Genomic DNA, 19,826 nt, shown 5'->3' with positions numbered 1-19,826 from the left:
CTAACTCCTTTCACTATATTTGCTATTATAATAGCACCTAGGTAGCATTAAAGCCAACTCTTTGAGTTTTACCCAGAAAAACTATCCAAAATTGTGGAAGGAGAAGTATTCAGATGAAAAAAGACGAGTCAGGGAAAGGCGTTTCATTTCGGTTTAAGGGGCCTCAGCATGAGGTCATGCACGCTTATTCTGAAGAGCTGGGCATCAGCCATTCAGAGGCCATCAGGCGAGCAGTAAAGAGCGTCATACGAAGAGACAGCAAAGTCGACAGGGCAATTAAGAAGGTCTTCGAGAAGGATAAAAACAATGAGCAATGAACTAAATCCTCGGATCATGAAATACACGCTCACTGTTATAGCTGTTGCCTACCTTATTGTTGAGCTCGGATTTAACGCTGCAATCATTAGTGCTGTATCAAACCCTGACCAGGCTAAAAACCTTGAGGGCATGGGGCGGACTATCTCAGCATTTGGTGCTGCACTAATTACATTCAGATTCCTTGTTGGTTCAAGGCTGAATATGAAACCTATACAGGCTTTTGGAGCTGCGGTAATCGCCGGCTTTATCATTTTTAATGCCCAAAAAATGATTATTAACCACATCATCACCGCTGCTACACCGACTGATGTCAAAGCGGCTCAGCATCTCACGCTCTTGCAAAGCTCTCAACTGAGTGGGGTTGCCACATTATCAGGAGCCTCGGATTTCATCACTCGAAATGAGGTTGCGAATAAATCATTTGTATCACTGATGACATTCACATCATGGCATACCCCATCTCATCTCAAAGTGGTTCGAGATGCTGCTCCTGAGATTGTTGAATATGAGGTCAGGGCTCGTATGGGCGAGAGAATTGAAGAGGCCTATAGATCATACAAGCATTACGTAGAGGAAACGCTTCCTGATACCTATGAAGAGTTTGCCAGTAACCTTAATGAGAACGAAGAGGAGATCTCGACAGCAATAAAAGCAAACTATACCCGGTTTATGTCCTGGTGGAACAAAGCCTCTCAGTGTTCAACAAACACCAGGGGAAAGGAGGGTATGACTTGCTTTCAAAACTTAATGCATGAAGCCAACCTTCAACTAACCAGCGTGTTTGGTCGCCAAATGCAATGGCAGGAGATTTGCCGCCCTACAACAGAAACCAAAGCCGTCAGACTTAATGGCCGCGTGACCTATAAAACTATTAAAACGCATACATGTGAAAACATGAAGCCAGGCGACTTTGACAAAAGACTTCGCGAAGTGCTCGGTCTGCCTGAAAAGAAAGGAGAGCCGATCACCTGGGAGAGTTTTATTGGGAGTGACATGGTTCGTATCGCTTTCAATGAACAGTTGGGAATAGATGTGGATAACAAGGTTGAGCTCGATATGACCTTCAACCGCTTCGTAACCCATGTTGGTGAAAAACTCATTGAATCTGAATTTCAAAGGCAGATGACTATGTTTCATACACCAGCAGAAAATCTTGATAATCAGGGCAAGCATTTCGTCGAATCAATCCTGATTTTACCAGTGGCTCTCACCTTCTCTCTTGTATTTAGTATTGCCAATGCAGTCGCGCTTCTGGCTTCAATACCAGCAGGAGGTTTGAGCAGAAAACTTATTGTATCGACATCAATAATTGGGCTTATTGTTGTCTGCATAACAGCTCCAAATAATGGAGTCATTGATGGGGTGTCCGGATGGCTTCTGGACGGCGTGGTTCAGCTTGAGCAAATGGTTTACCCATTGGGCTCTCACTTTAGTTTTATTTTTAAATAAGAGGTTTTACGAATGAAAAATTTAACCAATCTCGCTGCTGCACTAACCTTCTCTTTCAGTTTTGGCGCCATCGCCGCACCGGCATGTTACAACGATGCCGAGATTAAATCCGGAGAGTGGCTTTCTTCAAAAGCTGAAGGTGTGGTTACGATGGTGGTCGAGGGTAATGAGTGTCGAAACTTTATCTCGGATGAGCATGGCTCTCCACAGTATCTCGGCAAAATTAGCATCCCTTATGGCGATCTTTACAACGAGTACGTGTCAGCGATTAACAACTCCAACGCTGAGAAGCTTAAGTGGCTTTACACGCACACGAAGGCCTCCCCTAAATCCGTAAATGAGTGGGCTCAAATGATTAACATGACACCGCCTCTAGGTTGGGATGCTAGCGACAAATTAGAGTCCCTAATGAAAGCACAAGAGTGGTCTGATGAGAATACACCTGAGTATGCTGGGACAATCAGGATGAGCAAGTTTCATAAAGACCCGAAGTTTGTCCTTGTAAGAACGTTTGGAGCGATGGGTGGGACGGTTTATGACGCATGTAATGAGCCTTATACATACGATGGCCCTGAGAAGGATATTCAATCAGCAATGCTCTTGCTAACTGGTGGGACTGATTTTGGAAGTCTGACAATTAAAAAGGTCAATCCTAGTACAGGTCTTATTGGCTACATGCCAGGTGGTTGTGAGCTCTGATTCTTATCTCATCGGTTGAGTTGCATTGGGACAATGCGTAAAAAAGGGAGGCCTTGCCCTAGGCGTTAAACTAAAGTGTTGCTATCAACCTTTAACGCATAGTTACAAAGGGCCCTAAAACAGAAAAGGCATCTTCAATTATTTGAAGATGCCTTTTTAGTATCCAGATATTCCAACCATAGTGGCTAGATTAAAGCTATTATCTTCTGTGAAAATTGCTCCCACCCCAGGCCAATAGTCACAAGTGCACTCAAAAAACTTATCAGGGCTACAACACCTGATAATACACTAAACAAACTGCTAGACAACATATTAGAAGCCAGTGGCTTACTCAGTATGCCAAGTGCACTTAACAGGTATACAGGTATCGAAACCACTTCCTTGACACCCTCGCGAAACCATTTAAGTGGATTCATGATCTCATCCACTAGATAATTAATCCTATCTTCTGTTTCACCAATATGCCTGATTAAGACTTCTCGCAACGCGTGTGCGTACTGGCTTGCCACATCGCCGCTTAACACTTGGTCATTTAGTGCATTACGGAGGTCGGGGAGCATATTTAGGATGATTGGGTAATTGCTGTATACAACATTTTGATATGGTGGCCTGTAACTTCCGTATATTCCTGCATGGCCAAGGTTGTATTGCATCTTGTTTGATCTATGGAGCATCCAGTCATAATCCTCCATGTTGGAGCCATGACTATTAACATATCTCATGAGCTTGCTAAGGAATTCATCCGTAAAATTCCTATTGTCCTTGCTCGATTTTAGGTTAAGCCAAATTTGATATAGCCCGTATAAACATAGAGCTATAAGCGCTGCGCCTACGGTAAGTCTGTCCATGTCATTTTTTACTTCTCTTAATATAATCCCTTACGAAATCAACTAGCACATCGGTCATCTGGGATTCATTACGCATACAGGCGCGCTTGAAAGAATCGCGCTCATCCTTGGTAATAAGAAAGTTTATTCTGACCTTCTCTTCATCTGCTTTTTTGACTTTTTCAGTCATTACCTTTTGCCATTAAGTCCTGAAGTTTGCTTTGTGTATTTGATACATCTCTCAAAGCAATTATCTTATCAGGCTCAGACATGCACCACGCAAAAGATTGCCATGCCAGTACAGAGAACGTTTTCTTGAACGCGTTATTCTCTCTGTCTTTATAAGCCGTGACGAAAGCCACGTCTTCAGTCGGCAGTTTCGCGTCTTCGATAATCTTTAGCAGGGCCTTTTTTCTGGATTCATTGATCGGCCCATCTGAAGCCACTACTTCAACAAAAACAATTAACGTTTTATGCCCCTCAAGATCAGCTAAAATCATATCTGGCAAATGCTTATCCGCCTCGATGTTAATGCCAATCATGTCTGCCAAGGCTTTGTCTCTAACATCTTCCTTGTTGGCACCTTCACTAATCCAAATAACCACAGGGTGAGATAGAAACCTTGGGGCAAAATCCTCACACACTGCTTTTGCTATTTCCGAACTGGGCCCAAAAGTTAGTTTCCTGGTATCACCATTAGGCAGTTGAACAGTGATAAGGGAATGCCCTTTTGTACTGGCCGTTTGTTTTAAAATTTGCTGCCTCACAATGGCCGCTTTAGATAGGTGCTTTTCTGACCATTCAGTAATTGCTTTCTCCAGGTCTTTTCCCTTCAAATCGGGATTAAGCAATTCCACAAATTCTGATTCTAAAGCATACCTGCCAGCACTAGAGCTCGTTGGAACGTTATCCTTCACCACTACAGTGCCAGAGACAATCAATGCATTCTTAATGCAATCATCCCTTACTTGTTCTCGACTGTTTATGTCGTACCACCGGCCAATAATTGGCTTGTCCTTTGGTATCTGTTTTGTTGAAAATTTAATCCAATCCAGCCTGTCCGAATCAGAAAGAAGCTGAGATTGCTTATCCGTCATTCTTGTAACTTGATCAGGTCGAAGCCAGTAATTGTTTCCCTCAACGGCACCGACATACATCATCACAAATATTGTTTTTGCAGCTGTATTATTCGTGTGCCAGGCTCTGTTCTGAGTACCTTCAGGGAAAATCTCTGGCAGGCGATTTTCAATAAACTCCAGACTAGGCAGCTTTGGTAATTTTTGGGTCATAGGATTCCCTGATGATTTTTTCTATGGTTTCTTCACTGAAGCCACTTTTTACAGCTTCTACAATATTTTTTATTCTTGATACAGGGGGAAGCAGAAGGGCTTCCAATTCGTATGCTGAGACAGCCACTGACCCATTCATAACACGAAACAATAGGTCTGCTGTTCTACTTTTCAAGATTCTTTTTAACACTTCCAGATCGACCAACTGCTCTCGGCCTTCAATGGGTTTAATCATATTGAGGTGATTTTCGATAACAACACCTCCATGCTGATTAATAAAGTCTTCCGGGATAACTGCGCAAATAAGGCGCGATTGCTGCTCTTTTGCCGTTGTCCGTTGTAGAGCAAGGCAGGGCTGGCTTACGACTAACCAGTTATCTTTTTCCTCCTTGATGGTAATCCAAGGAACATGGTTTTTCTTTTCGGCCTTATGTTTAAAACTACCATCATTCAGGACACTTTCAGACCAGATCAGCGGCAGGGTATGTTTAGTTTTCTTTGAAGAAAGTAGCTCTTTGTGTCGATTCCAGACCAATGGACCAGTAGACACCTTATAGCCATAGTCGTCCAGTTTAGAGTGTGACGCCTGCGCCTTAGCTAATACATTTTCATGCTCACGATTTCTGGGGATGAACCATGGCTCAGAGCTTTTAGAGGGAATACTAAACAGACCATTTACCTCAACATCATATTCATTGCCAGGGCGAACATGAACGGTTGAGGATACTGACTTATTATCGTGTGTCGGATCCTTAGTAAATACGGCAAGCAAAGTTTCTTGAAGAACGCTATCAAAAACGCCTTTTCTTGCTTCAACAAAATCAATAGAAAGGATATTCCCCTCTGATGAAATCAGGTTGCGTAAATTTTTGAAGTATTGGCCAGACAAAAACGAGGTTGGAGTAACAAAGGCCAAGATGCCGCTTTCTGACAGCATTGAGAAGGCTTTATCTGTAAATAAGCCATAGAGGTTTGCATGACCGTATAAAGAGCGTTCATAACGTACTCTCATTTCCTTATCTAATTTGATTTTTGAATAAGGCGGATTACCAACGACTAAATCGTATTTGGTCTCATCTTCAGAACGAAGCGTATCGCAAATTTCAACAATAACAGGAACGGTGCGCCCGGTTGCAGAGATCTCTTCAATCAACGACAACTCAAAGAAGACCTGTGACAACCATCCGGAGAATGGGTCTATTTCCTTTCCTCGAAGCCGCCGAGAGATGCTTTCGATGACTTGATTATCATCCATACCAGCATCATGCATCGAAGTCCTCATGCGAGCCGCGATAGGGCTCAGAAATGCACCACCTCCACATGCTGGATCAATAGCGCTCACATGCAACCAGTCAACGCCATTTTCCTCAAGCGAATCAAGCAGCCGACTTGTTAATGCTGGAGGAGTGAAATAGATCCCATACTGCGCCCGGTAATCTTTTGGAAGTTTTTTTGTATAAAGCTCCCCGATTAAAAAACTGGATTCAATTAATGGCATGCAAGCCATTTTCTCGGCCAATGCTTGAGCATCTAACTTTTCAGCATTATTTAAAGCAGGAAGCGCCTCAACTTGAGGAAAAAGTTCACGGATGCCATGCGGATATTTTTCTGGGGTTATAGATGAATAAACAGCCCAAATTGAGCTCATAATTTCATGAATGAAAGCCCTGGCATGATTAATTGAGGCTGCTGTTTCCGTGTCCGTCATACTGACACCCCGGGACGACTGCCGGATTTGTCATTAGTAATGACCCAGCCTTTATCTTTGGCGTATTTTTCCGCCTTACTGAATTCATCAAACATCATATCGACCTGGTAACTGCGGTATACATCATGAACAGTAATAACGAAGTATGAGATCCTCTCTGATCCAGCTAATTCGATTTCACATTCTGTTGCCATGATGATGCTCCATTTTTATACATATTATACATACCGTATGTATAAAGTCAAGTTATTCAGATCACATTTAATTTGTCAGTTAAGCAAAATATCTCTCAATCTAACAGGGCCTTTTGCCAGTCCAAGTTTTTCAGCCGGCGTTTTTTCCCTTCAGGCGAGACGTAGTTAAGATACGTCATTAACACCATGGATACTTTTTTCACCAAATCAGGCCTGTAAAAACACTTACCGTACCAAATTCGTCGCTCGCTGGATGCTGTAGGAATCCCTCGCTCCAGCTGACTTACACGGCGCCGCACGCGCATGAAATAATTATCAACCGGGTGGAGCGTTGCCTTCTTCAAGTATTTGGCTCTGTACCTCAATGGTTTGTTGCCGAAATCAGTCATGTGAGAATAGGATTTGTAGACTTCTGTTGGTGTTTCCAGTGGATGATCTCCCCAACTGTCATTCCAGTGACCCACAGGCTCTAACTGTCCCTGGAGGGCTAATTCACACAAAATAAACTTAGCTTGCTCACGACTACAGCCTTGCCCCTTCATGACGGCGTTGATGCGTTTTTCTGCCCTCGCTGATGCCGCTTCCCGCTCTTCTCTTGTCGCGCCTTTCAGAAAGCGAATGTAGTACAACTCGGCCTGATGTTTTTTAACCTTTTCACCAAAGGCAGACATGAAGGCAGCCCTGAGACCTGATTCCTGGTCGGAGTAATTCACTACCGTGATGTCATTGTTTATTCCGAACTGTTCAGCGAGCAGGTGATAGTGAGCATAGAGCTGATAATCTTCGCGGATCAGGAGACTATTTTTTGGCAGACCAGTGCCTTCTGTCAGGTGGAAAGAAGGCAATTCAACATCATGCCTTAATTGAGATTCAATGTACTTAAGCTGGACATCTGATAGATCCGGTTCTTCTCTTCTGGCTTTTATAAGCTCTTGCTCAACAAAGGCATTTAAACGCCGCTCATGGGACATATCTGAGGGCAGGAATAAATGTGGGTATTTCCGGAAGATATAGGCCTTGTCGATGTCCTCGGCATCAATGCTTTCCTGGTGGATCTGCTGAGCATCATTATGGTCATCTATGCCAACGTCGTAACGATAAGCAAATCCCGTATCTACATCGACACTGCAAACGGCTTTTACGACAACAGCATTGCGCTTATGGCGATCTGTCCAGTTAACCAGGAGATCTTGCCTGTCCGTGGAGAAATAAACAGAGCCACGTTTTTCGAGCACGGAGGGAAGCCTTTCCATTCTGGCGCTGTGGAATCGCACACAAGCCTCATAGGCCTTTTCCAGGTGATGGTAGATACTTGCCGCGTTAATGCCATAGAGCTCTTGCATACGCCGAATGGCAAGGCCATTTACAAAGCCCATTACGACATCTTCCCGGCGATAAGGTTTTTCGCCGGTACGTGGCGCCCTGACGGCTGCTTTCTCAACAAATGATTTGCCACAGGCCTTACATAACCACCGGATAGTACCTGACTTGGTGGTGCCGTTCTTTTTGTATGGGCCAGGTTGGATCGGTATCCCATGGTTTAGACATGACGTGCTGGGGCATGATTGATTATCTGGATGGTATTTCCAGATCTTCATGACTGAATGGATTGCTTTATTGTTTTTTAGAGGAAGTGTTCCGCTACACAATCGGCATTGTATAAACAGAGTGGCATTTGGTCTGCCGAGTGCGGGATGAGCTGTTTTTGATGCGGGCTCTCTAAATAGTGGAGGTGTTACTTGCGTTGAGCCGCTTCTGATGTACCTGGTATCGGCTGGATCATCTTCATAACTTATACCGAAATTGGCACACGCCGGATTTTTACAATGATTAGCTTGAATACCCAGATATGGGGCAATCTCGACTGATTTCCTTGTGCGGCCACGCCTCTTCCCTGACATAAAAAATCCCCGCTACCAAATGGTAACGGGGATGTTATCAGCTTTTCAGGCTAGACACACTTTAGTTTAACGCCTAGGGCCTTGCCTCCCTTTTTATTTGGCTGTGGTATGGCAATAGTTAGGGCATATTTACACTGTACTGCCCGTCAGTATTGTTTACAGATTCATCATTATGCACTGGCTGTTCAGCAGGCTCTTTGAGGTCTTTCTTTGATGATGCCCTGTGCTTTTTCCCACCCTGCATAGCAGACTTGATTGTGGATTCACTGAGCTCTATTCCAGCTTGACTGAAGGCATTCTTCACATCCGAATAACTGAAGCCTTTGCTGATCAGTTTCTTGATTTTGGGCTTATATTTTTTCACCACATCTGAGCCTGTCATCTTCTTTTTCGGAGGCTCTTTTTCTTGCATCTGATCAAGTATATTGCTCAGTTCTTCCACCTTCTCGTTAGTCACTTCTAATCGCTTGTTGGTCATAGGTTACACCCCTTTCACGTTAATAAATAAGTCGCCGCAACTGCGACCTAAAACCATGATTACAAAATGAGGATCTCCGATCAATTTTTAATCAAGAAAAAACAGAAAACTGTCCAAAAGCCCTCTAGATTGCAGAAAATTTTGCACCCCGATCCACCCAAAATTAAGATGGAATTAAAGGGACAAGATGCCAAACCGAATACAAATTAAAAATTTGCTCGGTTCGGATACTTGCAAGGGGTTTCCCCTTGACCCCAATAATCACAGATTATTTTTATAAAGGAAGGCCATTCCATGGAAGTCGATAAGAACGATTACGATAACGATGATTTAACGCTCGAAATAATAGCTGACCAGATCAACAGGCTTCGTGAAAAACAGTATTTGCTTAAAGAAAAGAAAGATGCAAAGAAGCCAAAAGCTACCAACACTGGCAATAGAACAAAGGTCATTACTGTTCGTGTTAGCGAGCAAGAGTACGCCGAAATTACTGAAGACTCTGAAATGAGTGGACTGACGATCAGTAATTACACCAGGAAGAGAGTAATCGGTTATCCGGTTCACAGTCAGATGGACATGAAAACCATCAAGACATTGAGAGACTTGATCGCCAAGACCAACAGGATGACCGGAATGATTAAGCATGTCTTTCTTGAGTCACAAGAGGGCAAAGACAACTCAGATAAAACAGCTTCCATTTTGCTTGAGACATCAACGCTTGTTGGAAGAGCAACTGACGCCGTTGCACGCATTGCGAGGGCAGAAAAATGATTGGGAAAATACCAACTCAACGTCGCGATGGTCGTTCAAGTTTTAAGGATATTATCGCCTACACAACTGACCATGAAAAAACCAAAGGCCACGTATGGGCAAATAATGTTCTTAGTATTGAAACAGCGCACGCCGAGATGAAAGCTGAGGCCACTCAAAACCCTAATGTTAAAGACCCTATTCATCACTTCGTATTGTCTTGGCCAGCACACGAAAAACCTAATGATGAACAGCTAAAAGAGGCGGTGGACATATATCTTCAAAAGATTGGGGCAGATCGCTCTGAAAACGGACATCAGATTGTATGCTCAGTCCACTATGATTCAGACTCCATTCACATACACGGCGTTCTAAACCGAGTTCACCCGGAGACTGGGCGATCGCTTCATATTGAGTGGTCATTCACCACAATTCACGAAGCAGTAAAACAGATTGAGTACAAACAAGGCTGGGATATAACTTACACACACTTAGCCGACTATGTCCGAGACGACAATGGAAGAGTGGTGGTAGGTGAGGATGGGCTTGCCAAAACGAAATACCTGAAAAAATTCGAGCGACCTCATGAGCGTGGCATTATTAGTCAGAGTGTAAGAGATTTTGAGCTCAGGTCTGGAATGGTCAGCTACTCCAGATATGCACAAACTGTCATCGCTGAAGACATCAAACTCTATCTGAAGCAGGACTCTCCTGACTGGAACGGGTTAGCCAGCCTGCTTGATGATAAACATGACAGCCATCTAGAGAAATATGGCTCTGGCTATGTTATTGCGTCAAATAGTGGTCATCAAGCAGAGAGAGCAAAATCATCAGTCTTAGGTGATTGGGCAGGCATCAAAACACTCGACAAGGAATTATCCAGAAATGGACCGGCTTTCAATAAATTTATTGAGACTGCCGACCACCGCCACGTTGATAAAGAGCGTTTTTCACACAACGGCCGTGGGTTCAAGTTGTTTGCGCAAGAGGTCATATCTCTGGAGATGCAGCAATACATATCTTCATCCGATTACGAAGCTTCCTGGGCGGGTCTTAATGACATGCTCAACAACAAGTTTAATTCGCACATTGCGAGACAAGGCAACGGCTACGTCATTAAACATAACGCCAACCCTCAAGATAGGATTAGCGCAAGAGAACTTGGAAGCTGGGCACGCGTAAAAAACCTTGATGAAACGCTATCAACTAATGGGTCATGGGCGGAGGTAAGTCGGGCACTTGATCCTAATAACCCAGATTTAGAGAACGATAGAAAAGCATTGCCAAAGGTGCGTCCAGGGCTATCAGAAAAACAACTTCAGACCTTCTATGAGTTCGAGTCAAATCAACACAAAAATAGGAGCCAACAAGAGGGTGAGTGGTATCAAGGGATAATAGGGAAGAGGCAGCAGCTCGAAAATGAGTTTATCTCTAATAAAGAGTCCGTATCCCTAAATAAAGAAAAGCTTAACTCTGAGCGAACCACCGAGATTGGAGAAACGCGCAGACAATTCAATAGGGAGCTCAATACGAAGTTAAAAGATTTCTCGCTTTCCGCCAAGAAAGAGGCTGAACTAGAGACTATGTCTGAGGACGATCAGAAGAAGATGAGGGAGAGAATTGCTCAGTCTATAACTGATTACAAACGGCACCTAAAAGGTGTCATGGAAAGCCGGTTTCAGGAAACATTGGACGAAATCAGAAACGAATACAAAGAGAAGTTCGAAGCGGTTCAGTCACTTTTCAAATCTAGAGACTTTCATTCGTTTGTTATTGAAGAATCGAAACAGGGTAACGCCGATGCACGGGATGTTATTACCTTTCAGGCAAGCAGAGATAAATCACCAAAGCTCATACCTAAGAGCGTATCAGTTGACGCACCAGGTGAACCAACTTATGTCAGCAACGAACAAGGGGAACTGATCTTTACTGATAACGGGCGTGAGGTTGATTTAAACAAAACAGATCCGAAGTCATTGTTAAAGGCAATGAACCACATCAAAGAGCACTATGATGCTTATGAAGTGAGCGTGGATGGAAACCCATACATAAAACAGATGTCGAGAGATATTGCCGACGTTGCAGAACTAAATGTAGAAGTTAAAGACGTCATTCAGTACACCGACCGCAGACCTTTAGAAATCAACATGGATAGAGAGATTCAAAGAGAGATTGTATGAATCATTCATAGGGGCATAGGGAAATGCCCCAGGATTTAAAATGTCAGAGCATATGCTTTTCCTTGTACTCTTGCAGCATGGCTTCAAACAATTGGGCCATATTCTTATATGGAGACTTTAAAACCGCCACTTTAAAGTCATCTCTTAGCTCATCAGAGACGCCTCTTATCTGAAGGGTTGTGTAGTTACCACTGGGCGCGGCCTGATCCAGTGGACTTTTCGGCTCACTGGTGACTTCTCTCTTGGGTGGTTGAATTTTTGCCATACGAATATCTCCCTATTTCTCTAGCAATTTACTCGCTATTTGCTTAATGATTCTGTCAGCTTTTGCGTTTAGCTCTTTGTACTTAGTCTCAGTAAGAGATTTACCCATATCCAATGTTTGGCTGTACGCCGTTTTGAGTGGAACCCACCCTCTTGTAACCTTAAATCCCCAATTCTGTATGGATGACCTGGAAAACATTGCCTCGCGCTCACCATTCTCTGTGACCTTGCTGATCACAAATAGAATTTTCTCTTTATCAACCCCTTTTTGAACCAAGCCAACAGCAAGGTCCAAAGCAGGTTTCAAGTCATCAACTGATACCCCAACAGGAATAACAACTAGGCTGGACAAACTGGCAACCTGTAACGCATGCGTGTCTGCAAAAGCCTTTCCATCCACAATCAGAAGGTCATACAACCCATCAAGCTTGGATAAATTATTAACATCTCTGTATAGCGCTACATCCACAGCATTTGAAAGCTCCCCATCAGCTCTTCGTCCTGCCCATTGAAAGCTGGTAGATTGTGCAACATCCATATCTGCAACGTGCACAGACCAATCATTCCTCACAAACTCAACAGCAAGTGTTCTGGCTAGAGCGCTTTTCCCGGTGCCACCTTTTTGGTTTAAAAATGAAACTATCAAAATGTTGCCTCCATATTATGAGCGACTTGTGTATTACATGAAATACATGTAATACACAATATGCAGCCTATGGAAGCTCTTGTTAAATTTTTCTCATAATCTGGACAGAATTCCGGATAAAGCCAAATCGAATGACTCAAATATGAGGAAAAAACCTCTTATTTGACGACTTTTCCCAGTACATTTTTGCACCTGTAATTCAGGGCTGTATCATCAACAAAAGCTTCATGCGGGAAGCTGAGCCTCTATATGGACTTAACAATGCGGAAAGCACCTGCGATTCACTCAGTACCACCAGGGCGTATTGCCCTATCCGAATGGAACATTGTCGTCATCGAAATTGATGGTGAGATTCAGGAAAAGTTTTTAGGCCTAGATGTGAACACCAACGAATTTCGCATCAGTAGTCAGATCAAAGAGTACAACCCTGAAGAAAATACCGGCCTCACCCAATCAGGATCTGTGTATCAATTACTTGATGAGCCTGGCAGCCTGCACCCTAAGGCACAGGAAGTATACGACTACCTATCCAACACTCCCGAAGAACTTAAGCAACGCGTTGAAGTCAGTCTTAAGTTTCCGGTCGAGCCCGATAACGGGCCTGAAGCTACTGATGAGCAGTGAAAAAACATCTCGCAGCACAAATCAAACTCAGAGCCCCAACAATCTGCAGGGGTGAGGATCTGCCCTTTCTGAACTGTGGTGATGGCTGGTATCAACTCATTGCAGACATGATGGACGAGCTGGAGCCAATGGCTCATGAAATGAAGCGGCTATATGGTAAAGAGCCTAAGCTGGCCTGGGTTGAGACACACCATGCCACCATGCAGGTTGTGATGGATGATATCGGCAAAGATATGGACGCGGTTATCGAGCGATACGAAGAAGCATCAGAATCGGTCTGTGAGAATTGTGGCCAGCCAGGGCGGCCCCAGGGGAAGTGGATCGAGATCTTATGTGATGATTGCTTTACTGATTGAAGTCTTTATCTATAAAGGTAGTAAGCAATGACAGATCCTAAAGCTATGCCTGAGCTCAATGATGCACATATTATTGAGGCCGTAGACAGGCTCCCCGTCGCGTGCGTATATGTTGATGAGTTTCTAGGTCAGCACCCCCTCCTAAATAAAGTGCCGGAATTTACTCATGAAATAGATAAAGTCTCAGATGTATTGGGCGCTCTGTATCAGAAGATAGGTAGTTTTGAGACAATAAATGAGTTAACCATCAGCTATAAAATGAATGGTAATGACCGAAACTAATTCTGGGCGTAACTTTTGCGGTGAAAGGCTGCTCGCCAAGGCGGAGGATATCTTCCAGGACAAAGATGAGGCGCTGCGCTGGCTAAAGACGCCCAAAAAAGCATTGAGCGGGAAGGCACCGCTTGAACTAGCTGGCACAGAGGAAGGCGTAAAGCAGGTTATAGACCTGCTAGGCAGAATCGAGCATGGCGTATTCACATGAAAAGATTTTCAATGCCGGCCACGCGGCTGGGCGATGATTACTTTGATCGATTACGGGCTGATCACTTAAAATGACAATCAAGGAACCTCTCACACCAAGCAATTAGAGCTGAAATGTCATGTTCCGAACTAACAAAAAGGCACCGCTATTTAGTGGCGCCTTTTTATTTTAAGGCAAGTGTTCAGCCATTTACATCGTCACTCCCGGTCGCCGGAATTGGCTGACTGCGTTGGTGATTAAAACGCCTTCCAGGTCGAGGGCGAGAGTCAAATTTGTCATGGTAATTCGCTAATGAAAGCCATAGTCATTATCTAAGTGAGTCTTACCCATTCGATCAAAATCACCAGGTACCTTCAGCTGATCGGCCATAAATCCGATCCTTGTCGTTGTTTTAATCGGTGAATCATTTATTGAACTCATTATCGCAACGGGCTTTCCGGCATCCGTAATAACAAATGTTTCTCCTTGCTGAGCCCTGCAAACCAGCTCTATAAATCTCTCTCTAGCGGCTTTAATGCTAAAGGATTTCATTATTGGGTTACTTTTTTCTTCTCTGCTCATAGAGCTCATCAAACAGGTTTTTGTTTCTGGGCATAACAAATAAGGTCAGTAATCGATCTTCAATGCCGAACAGCCTCGCTGCAGAAAAATAGCTTTGCATTGAGACTGAAAGGTCTCCTTTCTCCATTTTTTGCAATGTCGCACGCGAAACCCCAATTCGAAAAGCGAAGGCTTTCTGATCATCCTTTGGGTAACGTCTCTTGCGAAACAAACGGAGTTGATCGCCAATGTCGGGCTGAAGATTTGAGTCCATAACTGTAATTACCAGAATAATAGTATTTTGACTAATTTATAATTCATTTTACTAGAATACTGGTATTAATAGAATGATCGATTAGTCCTTAAGGCTATCCATCACCGCCTGAAATTCACCAGCCTGCTGCTCAAACCCTTCTGTGCGAGCCAGAATGAATTCAATGAGGGAGTCAGCGACTTCCCTGTCAGGACCGGTTAATCCTCCAAGGTTTAATTGACCAGTGAGTTTTTTCACTTTGTCACACATCAAGAGCAGACGACGTTTCAACAGATTTGGATCAATACCGACATTCTCAGCCATCGTAATCAGGTGGTAAGCCGTAATTTGACCTGGATCGAACTCATCACCGATGGCCATGGCCAGGTTGGTATCGAGCTTCGGGTTCTGCCTGGCTTCGAAGCAGACAGACACCAGGTCATAGAATGGCGCCATTTCAAAACCTTTCTGATCAATTCTGAAACTGACGTTTTTGCCATGGGCATCAGCATTGCCAATGATGAGATTGAACAAAATCAGATCCAACAGCTGCTGCCTGGCCTTGGCCGGGATCAAGCTCTGATTGATGGCATCAAACAGCATCGGAATGCTGGCGCCGTCTCGAATGTGTTTTACATCTCTGCCGCCGCCGTGGATCTGCTCGTATTTGTATTCCGGCGGCAAATCCAGCAACTGGCAGCCATCAATGACATGCAGCCGGCGAACCTGACCGGTATCGGTTCCTGCCTCCCGGTCAAACCGTTTCACCAACAGTGACCGGTGGTCACCAAACTGCAGGCACTCAACTTGGGCTACATCGAGACCTACCGCATGGGCAAGGCGCATGCACACAAATTCATTGGCAATCAGGTGCCGGTGTTCAGGTTTGGCAAACTTCAGAATATGGGTACTGGCCAACCGGCCGTCGGCCAGAAAGAACTCACCCTCACTGACAACGATGTTCAGCTTCATTTGCACACCGGCCAGGCTTAACCGGTATTTACCATCCCAGACGAGGATTTCATTTGGATCACCACTATCAAGCTTGGCCGTAATTTCTTCACCGGTGACCGGTCGCAACCGGTCGGAATCAGCCTCAGCAGCGCCATAAGCCATCGCACCGGGCGCATCCAGGCCAATCGCTGACAGGATGCCCATGACGTTGCTTTTGCGAATTTGCATGCTCCGCAGCAGTACGTCCAGCTGGTCACCTTCTGGAAACAAGTTACTCAAAAAATGTTCGATAGAGACCGGCAGGCCGGTGCCATCCAGCGGGATATGCGGTGACAACGCAAAGCCTTTTTCAAGCCAGGCTTTGTCGTACTCGACGAAAAACTGGTTGTCCCGGACGCCAATGGTGCCGACTAACTCTTTATCATTAAAGTAAATGGGAAGCATAGCCATCTTTAAGCTCCCGGCAATTCAATTTTGAGCTTAATGCCAAGGCTTCCCATGACCTTCAGCATGGTATCCAGGCGGGCGCCCGGCTTGGCTTTTTCCAGATCATTCAAGGTTTGCTTGGAAACACCGGCAAGACTCGCTGCATCTTCAATAGTGAGGCCTGCCGAGGTGCGAACAAAACGCACCGTCTCACCGACTAGCACCGGGTCTACAGGCTGATCTGTTTCGGGTTTGTCACTGACAACAATACGCTTTGCCATAGGTATAATCCTCGTTTAGTAGGATTATTATACCTTCTGCTAGAGAATATTGGAATAGTCCTATTTTAATAGGATTTATAATGCCTGACCGTTACTTAAGCAATATAATCCTATAAATATGGGATTATATACTAATTAAGCTTCCGAATCGAGCGTATTGTTTGATATGCTTTACATTAAACATTATCAATGCGAAGCATATTAATCATGTCATCAAAAAACTTACGCGGAAAATCACCGGTCTTATTGCCGGCCAGGGAGCGCATTCTTAAGCAGCTGGGTGAGAACATCTCACTGGCCAGAAAGCGGCGCAAGCTCACCATGGAGATGGTGGCGCAACGGGCAGACACAACACGGCTCACGGTCTCAAATATTGAGAAAGGCAGCCCCAGCGTGGCGATTGGTCATTACATGAATGTTCTGGCCACCCTGAATCAGGAAAATGACTTGCTGAAGGTGGCCGGCGATGATGAGCTGGGGCGCAAGCTCGCTGATATTGAGCTTATGAATAAACGGGTTAGGTGAGTAGTGGGGTATACATTTGCACGGGGTACTCCCTTCTAGCCCGCATTCTTAAGCCATAAATACACAATAAACTAACGATTCAAAGACACGATAAACTAATAATTGTCAGGCTGTTAAACAGTGACAGTGAATTGTCTGTTAAACGGTACCGGTAGCCTTTCCATCGGGTAACCCCGCTGATTGCTGACAAGCCGGCACTTGCCGACCTGGGTATCGATACCTGAATGGGTATGACCAAAGCACCAGACATCGGCTTTTTCGACCAAGTCATCGAGGTTTGAAATGAATGCTGTGCTCAGCTGGTTCAAACCATATTCCGGATGTGCTGATTTCAGGCTGGGCCCATGATGGGTCACCACGACAGTCTTTCCATCAAATGGCGTATCGAGTTTTTCAGTCAGCCAGGCAACGCTTTTCTGGTTCAACGCCAGGGCATGCTCGGGCGTGAATCGCTCATCACCATAGCGAATGAGTCTGTGATCGTTGAGTGAAACACCGGCAATACCCATGTTCGCCGCCTGGCTGAACTCCGTTGTCGCTTTGTAATCAGTCCAGAGCGTCGCGCCCAAGAATCTCACGCCATCGATGACGACTTCATCTTCTTCCAGGAAGTGCACGTTTTCATGCTCGGCCGCCATTGCTCGAAGGTCTGCCTGCAGGCCGAAGTATTCCTTGCGATAATACTCATGGTTACCAGCGACATAAATGAACGGTTTTGAAAGCGCCTTTGCTTTCATGATGGCCCACTCAAGCCCCCTCGTACCAATATTGATGTCACCGGCGAGCACGACTACATCTGCTTCAGTTTGATCGATAGCAATGAATTCCCCCATTTCCATGTGCAGATCTGATTGTAGTAATAATTTCATCCGTGTTGCCTCTCGCTATCTCTTATAACTCCCTCTTGCCAGTTGAACATCATTAAGTCGACAAGTTGGACCAATCTAATTCTGAACGCGGTTGATCTTGCCTTGCTCGAACAATGGCAGCCAGCTCCAGGTCTTCCAGACGTTCCAACATGGCTTCATAGGTCTCCGCTGGAATCGCATAAAACACCGGTTTATTCCGGCTAAGAACCGCGACAGGATCGCACTGCTTAACAACCGCCATGGGATTGCGCTTTAGTTCCGTAATTCCAATCGTTTTGGATGACAGTATTTTGCTTGTCTTTCTCATTGTATCTTTCCAAATCGGCAAAGGTTTAGTAATTGTAAAAACTAAACCTGTACGGTATTATGTACATAACAATATTTTGTACAGGTTAACATTATGGATGCAATTAGTTATACAGCTGCCAGAACTAATTTGGCGAAAACCATGCAGCAAGTTTGCGATGATCATTCACCGGTCATCATTACCAGAAGCAAGTCTGAATCAGTTGTCATGCTATCTCTTGAGGATTATGAAGCGCTGCAAGAAACGGCTTACCTAATGCGTGCTCCAAATAATGCGAAACGTTTACTTGAATCTATCAACGAATTAGAAAAAGGCGGTGGAAAGGAAAAGGCTCTTGTTGAATGAAGCTGATCTTTTCAGAGCATGCTTGGGATGACTATCTTTTTTGGCTGAAAAACGACAAAAAAATAGTAAAAAGGGTGAACACCCTTATCAAAGAAACCAAACGCCATCCGTTTCATGGAATAGGGAAGCCCGAACCACTTAAAAACAGTCTCACTGGTTATTGGTCAAGGCGAATTAATGATGAACATCGCTTTGTTTACAAGGTAACTGATGATGCTTTGCTTATTGCACAGCTTCGGTACCACTACTGATTTCTAGCAGAGAAAGTGTTACTTACATTATCAGTCGAGCTGCATAACTCACGGAGGTCTCCATGGCCTTAAAAACACTGAAGCAAAAAATCAAATACCGCATTTCCCGTAGCAAGGATTCGGTGTTCCTCATTCGTGATTTTGCAGACCTCTCAGATCCAGCTCAAGTTAGCAGAGCGCTTCGTTCGCTTGAAAAGCAGGAAAAAATTCAGCGAATCAGCCGTGGTGTTTATGCCAAGGCAAAAAAATCGCCTCTCACTGGAGACACCATCACGGTTAAGCCAATTTCCTCGCTTGCCAAAGATGCCCTTAAAAAGCTAGGTGTAGAGGTGGTCACCACCACTGGGTTTGATAAGTATAACCAGGGTGAAACGAATCAAATCCCACTTGGACGACAAGTCGCAGTCAAAAATAGCCGGGTATCAAGGAAGTTTGAATACAAAGGACGTAAAGTGACCTATGAGTACCGATGAGCTAAATCGGTTCACTCAACACCCGCGGCCAGCGGTTATGAATATAGGCATTGGCTGCCTCTGGCGGTACCGTCACGACATAAACCCGCTTTTCTGAGCCTGCCTGGGCCAACAAGCCCTGGATGAATTGATCAGCATTCAGATCGTACCAATGGCTTTGCCCCTGGTAGTCCTTTTCCATAAAGCTCAATACCGGGATTTTGACCGGGATCGGATGACAGTGCTCCCACTTGCCGGCTTTGATGGAATCCAGCCGGGCCCAGCCGGTCATGGGTAAATCACCGTCCTGTTTATCCCGTCTGCCCCATTGGACCAGTTCGAGATCGCCATCGGCTGTTAATACCGGCAGTTGGGCTTTGGGGTTGGGGAAGTAAGACCGGTGTACTTCACCGTCTTTTTGGTAATAAACGCCGCCGCACATGAATGTGATTATAA

At 44.7% G+C, this 19,826-nt stretch carries 29 protein-coding genes; 13 read left to right on the top strand and 16 right to left on the bottom strand.

The window, feature by feature from the left end:
* The first annotated feature begins 113 nt into the window (after positions 1-113).
* From Q0X64_RS05260 to Q0X64_RS05250, 3 genes are read left to right on the top strand one after another with little or no spacing between them, the layout of a single operon-like run.
* Positions 114-317: a hypothetical protein gene (locus Q0X64_RS05260; protein WP_297809531.1), complete on the top strand. Its 204-nt coding sequence runs from the start codon at positions 114-116 to the stop codon at positions 315-317.
* Positions 307-1,767, top strand: coding sequence for a hypothetical protein (locus Q0X64_RS05255; protein WP_297809529.1), 1,461 nt, complete (start codon positions 307-309; stop codon positions 1,765-1,767). The genes Q0X64_RS05260 and Q0X64_RS05255 overlap by 11 nt, the downstream gene beginning before the upstream one ends.
* Before the next feature lie 12 nt (positions 1,768-1,779).
* Positions 1,780-2,466 carry a hypothetical protein gene (locus tag Q0X64_RS05250; protein WP_297809527.1) on the top strand — a complete coding sequence of 229 codons (687 nt, stop codon included), beginning with the start codon at positions 1,780-1,782 and terminating at the stop codon, positions 2,464-2,466.
* Positions 2,467-2,651: 185 nt separating this feature from the next.
* Here the strand turns inward: Q0X64_RS05250 and Q0X64_RS05245 are convergent, their stop codons facing one another.
* The 7 genes from Q0X64_RS05245 to Q0X64_RS05215 all read right to left on the bottom strand — a co-directional run bounded on the left by Q0X64_RS05245 (position 2,652) and on the right by Q0X64_RS05215 (position 8,863).
* Positions 2,652-3,158 carry a hypothetical protein gene (locus Q0X64_RS05245; RefSeq protein WP_297809525.1) on the bottom strand — a complete coding sequence of 169 codons (507 nt, stop codon included), beginning with the start codon at positions 3,156-3,158 and terminating at the stop codon, positions 2,652-2,654.
* Positions 3,159-3,315: 157 nt separating this feature from the next.
* On the bottom strand, positions 3,316-3,483 hold the full coding sequence (locus tag Q0X64_RS05240; RefSeq protein ID WP_297809523.1) for a plasmid partition protein ParG: 168 nt from the start codon (positions 3,481-3,483) through the stop codon (positions 3,316-3,318).
* Entirely contained in the window at positions 3,476-4,582 is a 1,107-nt protein-coding gene (locus Q0X64_RS05235) for a BsuBI/PstI family type II restriction endonuclease (RefSeq protein ID WP_297809521.1), read from the bottom strand. The genes Q0X64_RS05240 and Q0X64_RS05235 overlap by 8 nt, the downstream gene beginning before the upstream one ends.
* Positions 4,554-6,290 carry an Eco57I restriction-modification methylase domain-containing protein gene (locus Q0X64_RS05230; protein ID WP_297809519.1) on the bottom strand — a complete coding sequence of 579 codons (1,737 nt, stop codon included), beginning with the start codon at positions 6,288-6,290 and terminating at the stop codon, positions 4,554-4,556. Before Q0X64_RS05230 ends, Q0X64_RS05235 begins: the two co-directional genes overlap by 29 nt.
* Positions 6,287-6,484 carry a hypothetical protein gene (locus tag Q0X64_RS05225; protein WP_297809517.1) on the bottom strand — a complete coding sequence of 66 codons (198 nt, stop codon included), beginning with the start codon at positions 6,482-6,484 and terminating at the stop codon, positions 6,287-6,289. The genes Q0X64_RS05230 and Q0X64_RS05225 overlap by 4 nt, the downstream gene beginning before the upstream one ends.
* 95 nt (positions 6,485-6,579) lie before the next feature.
* Positions 6,580-8,082 carry a hypothetical protein gene (locus tag Q0X64_RS05220; RefSeq protein WP_297809515.1) on the bottom strand — a complete coding sequence of 501 codons (1,503 nt, stop codon included), beginning with the start codon at positions 8,080-8,082 and terminating at the stop codon, positions 6,580-6,582.
* A 421-nt stretch (positions 8,083-8,503) separates the two neighbouring features.
* A complete protein-coding gene (locus tag Q0X64_RS05215) occupies positions 8,504-8,863 on the bottom strand; it encodes a hypothetical protein (protein ID WP_297809513.1) in 360 nt (119 codons plus the stop codon).
* A 294-nt stretch (positions 8,864-9,157) separates the two neighbouring features.
* On the opposite strand from Q0X64_RS05215, the gene Q0X64_RS05210 reads away from it, so the two are divergent.
* Positions 9,158-9,634: a hypothetical protein gene (locus Q0X64_RS05210; protein ID WP_297809511.1), complete on the top strand. Its 477-nt coding sequence runs from the start codon at positions 9,158-9,160 to the stop codon at positions 9,632-9,634.
* The gene (locus tag Q0X64_RS05205) at positions 9,631-11,793 is read left to right on the top strand and encodes a relaxase/mobilization nuclease domain-containing protein (protein ID WP_297809510.1); all 2,163 of its coding nucleotides are present in this window, start codon (positions 9,631-9,633) and stop codon (positions 11,791-11,793) included. Before Q0X64_RS05210 ends, Q0X64_RS05205 begins: the two co-directional genes overlap by 4 nt.
* 43 nt (positions 11,794-11,836) lie before the next feature.
* Here Q0X64_RS05205 and Q0X64_RS05200 read toward each other — a convergent pair whose 3' ends face one another.
* Both Q0X64_RS05200 and Q0X64_RS05195 read right to left on the bottom strand, forming a co-directional pair.
* A complete protein-coding gene (locus tag Q0X64_RS05200; RefSeq protein WP_297809508.1) occupies positions 11,837-12,058 on the bottom strand; it encodes a hypothetical protein in 222 nt (73 codons plus the stop codon).
* Between the two features lie 12 nt (positions 12,059-12,070).
* A complete protein-coding gene (locus Q0X64_RS05195; protein WP_297809506.1) occupies positions 12,071-12,703 on the bottom strand; it encodes a division plane positioning ATPase MipZ in 633 nt (210 codons plus the stop codon).
* A gap of 261 nt (positions 12,704-12,964) precedes the next feature.
* Between Q0X64_RS05195 and Q0X64_RS05190 the strand changes: the two genes are divergently transcribed.
* The 4 genes from Q0X64_RS05190 to Q0X64_RS05175 are packed head-to-tail and all read left to right on the top strand — an operon-like array spanning position 12,965 to position 14,167.
* Positions 12,965-13,327: a hypothetical protein gene (locus Q0X64_RS05190; RefSeq protein WP_297809504.1), complete on the top strand. Its 363-nt coding sequence runs from the start codon at positions 12,965-12,967 to the stop codon at positions 13,325-13,327.
* The gene (locus Q0X64_RS05185) at positions 13,324-13,683 is read left to right on the top strand and encodes a hypothetical protein (protein WP_297809502.1); all 360 of its coding nucleotides are present in this window, start codon (positions 13,324-13,326) and stop codon (positions 13,681-13,683) included. Before Q0X64_RS05190 ends, Q0X64_RS05185 begins: the two co-directional genes overlap by 4 nt.
* A 27-nt stretch (positions 13,684-13,710) precedes the next feature.
* Positions 13,711-13,965, top strand: coding sequence for a hypothetical protein (locus Q0X64_RS05180; RefSeq protein WP_297809500.1), 255 nt, complete (start codon positions 13,711-13,713; stop codon positions 13,963-13,965).
* Positions 13,952-14,167, top strand: coding sequence for an MbcA/ParS/Xre antitoxin family protein (locus Q0X64_RS05175; protein ID WP_297809499.1), 216 nt, complete (start codon positions 13,952-13,954; stop codon positions 14,165-14,167). Before Q0X64_RS05180 ends, Q0X64_RS05175 begins: the two co-directional genes overlap by 14 nt.
* 288 nt (positions 14,168-14,455) lie before the next feature.
* On the opposite strand, the gene Q0X64_RS05170 is transcribed toward Q0X64_RS05175, so the two are convergent.
* The 4 genes from Q0X64_RS05170 to Q0X64_RS05160 form a co-directional block, all read right to left on the bottom strand.
* A complete protein-coding gene (locus Q0X64_RS05170; RefSeq protein WP_297809497.1) occupies positions 14,456-14,728 on the bottom strand; it encodes a type II toxin-antitoxin system Phd/YefM family antitoxin in 273 nt (90 codons plus the stop codon).
* Positions 14,706-14,981, bottom strand: a complete 276-nt coding sequence (locus tag Q0X64_RS13340; RefSeq protein WP_366517478.1) for a helix-turn-helix transcriptional regulator — start codon at positions 14,979-14,981, stop codon at positions 14,706-14,708. The genes Q0X64_RS05170 and Q0X64_RS13340 overlap by 23 nt, the downstream gene beginning before the upstream one ends.
* Before the next feature lie 81 nt (positions 14,982-15,062).
* On the bottom strand, positions 15,063-16,364 hold the full coding sequence (locus tag Q0X64_RS05165) for a HipA domain-containing protein (protein WP_297809495.1): 1,302 nt from the start codon (positions 16,362-16,364) through the stop codon (positions 15,063-15,065).
* A 2-nt stretch (positions 16,365-16,366) separates the two neighbouring features.
* Positions 16,367-16,621, bottom strand: a complete 255-nt coding sequence (locus Q0X64_RS05160) for a helix-turn-helix domain-containing protein (protein ID WP_297809493.1) — start codon at positions 16,619-16,621, stop codon at positions 16,367-16,369.
* Between the two features lie 207 nt (positions 16,622-16,828).
* On the opposite strand from Q0X64_RS05160, the gene Q0X64_RS05155 reads away from it, so the two are divergent.
* Complete coding sequence (locus Q0X64_RS05155) at positions 16,829-17,146, top strand: helix-turn-helix domain-containing protein (protein WP_297809491.1); 318 nt, start codon at positions 16,829-16,831, stop codon at positions 17,144-17,146.
* Positions 17,147-17,259: 113 nt separating this feature from the next.
* Here the strand turns inward: Q0X64_RS05155 and Q0X64_RS05150 are convergent, their stop codons facing one another.
* Positions 17,260-18,015, bottom strand: coding sequence for a metallophosphoesterase (locus tag Q0X64_RS05150; protein ID WP_297809490.1), 756 nt, complete (start codon positions 18,013-18,015; stop codon positions 17,260-17,262).
* Positions 18,016-18,067: 52 nt separating this feature from the next.
* On the bottom strand, positions 18,068-18,322 hold the full coding sequence (locus tag Q0X64_RS05145) for a type II toxin-antitoxin system prevent-host-death family antitoxin (protein WP_297809488.1): 255 nt from the start codon (positions 18,320-18,322) through the stop codon (positions 18,068-18,070).
* 93 nt (positions 18,323-18,415) lie between these two features.
* On the opposite strand from Q0X64_RS05145, the gene Q0X64_RS05140 reads away from it, so the two are divergent.
* The 3 genes from Q0X64_RS05140 to Q0X64_RS05130 all read left to right on the top strand — a co-directional run bounded on the left by Q0X64_RS05140 (position 18,416) and on the right by Q0X64_RS05130 (position 19,391).
* Positions 18,416-18,667, top strand: a complete 252-nt coding sequence (locus Q0X64_RS05140; RefSeq protein WP_297809486.1) for a type II toxin-antitoxin system prevent-host-death family antitoxin — start codon at positions 18,416-18,418, stop codon at positions 18,665-18,667.
* A complete protein-coding gene (locus Q0X64_RS05135; RefSeq protein ID WP_297809485.1) occupies positions 18,664-18,918 on the top strand; it encodes a Txe/YoeB family addiction module toxin in 255 nt (84 codons plus the stop codon). The genes Q0X64_RS05140 and Q0X64_RS05135 overlap by 4 nt, the downstream gene beginning before the upstream one ends.
* Positions 18,919-18,980: 62 nt before the next feature.
* Positions 18,981-19,391: a type IV toxin-antitoxin system AbiEi family antitoxin domain-containing protein gene (locus tag Q0X64_RS05130; RefSeq protein WP_297809483.1), complete on the top strand. Its 411-nt coding sequence runs from the start codon at positions 18,981-18,983 to the stop codon at positions 19,389-19,391.
* Between the two features lies 1 nt (position 19,392).
* On the opposite strand, the gene Q0X64_RS05125 is transcribed toward Q0X64_RS05130, so the two are convergent.
* Positions 19,393-19,812 carry a hypothetical protein gene (locus Q0X64_RS05125; protein WP_297809481.1) on the bottom strand — a complete coding sequence of 140 codons (420 nt, stop codon included), beginning with the start codon at positions 19,810-19,812 and terminating at the stop codon, positions 19,393-19,395.
* Between the last annotated feature and the right edge of the window lie 14 nt (positions 19,813-19,826).

Source organism: uncultured Methylophaga sp., assembly GCF_947259025.1.
GTDB lineage: Bacteria > Pseudomonadota > Gammaproteobacteria > Nitrosococcales > Methylophagaceae > Methylophaga.
This window is presented reverse-complemented; position numbering and strand designations above follow the sequence as displayed.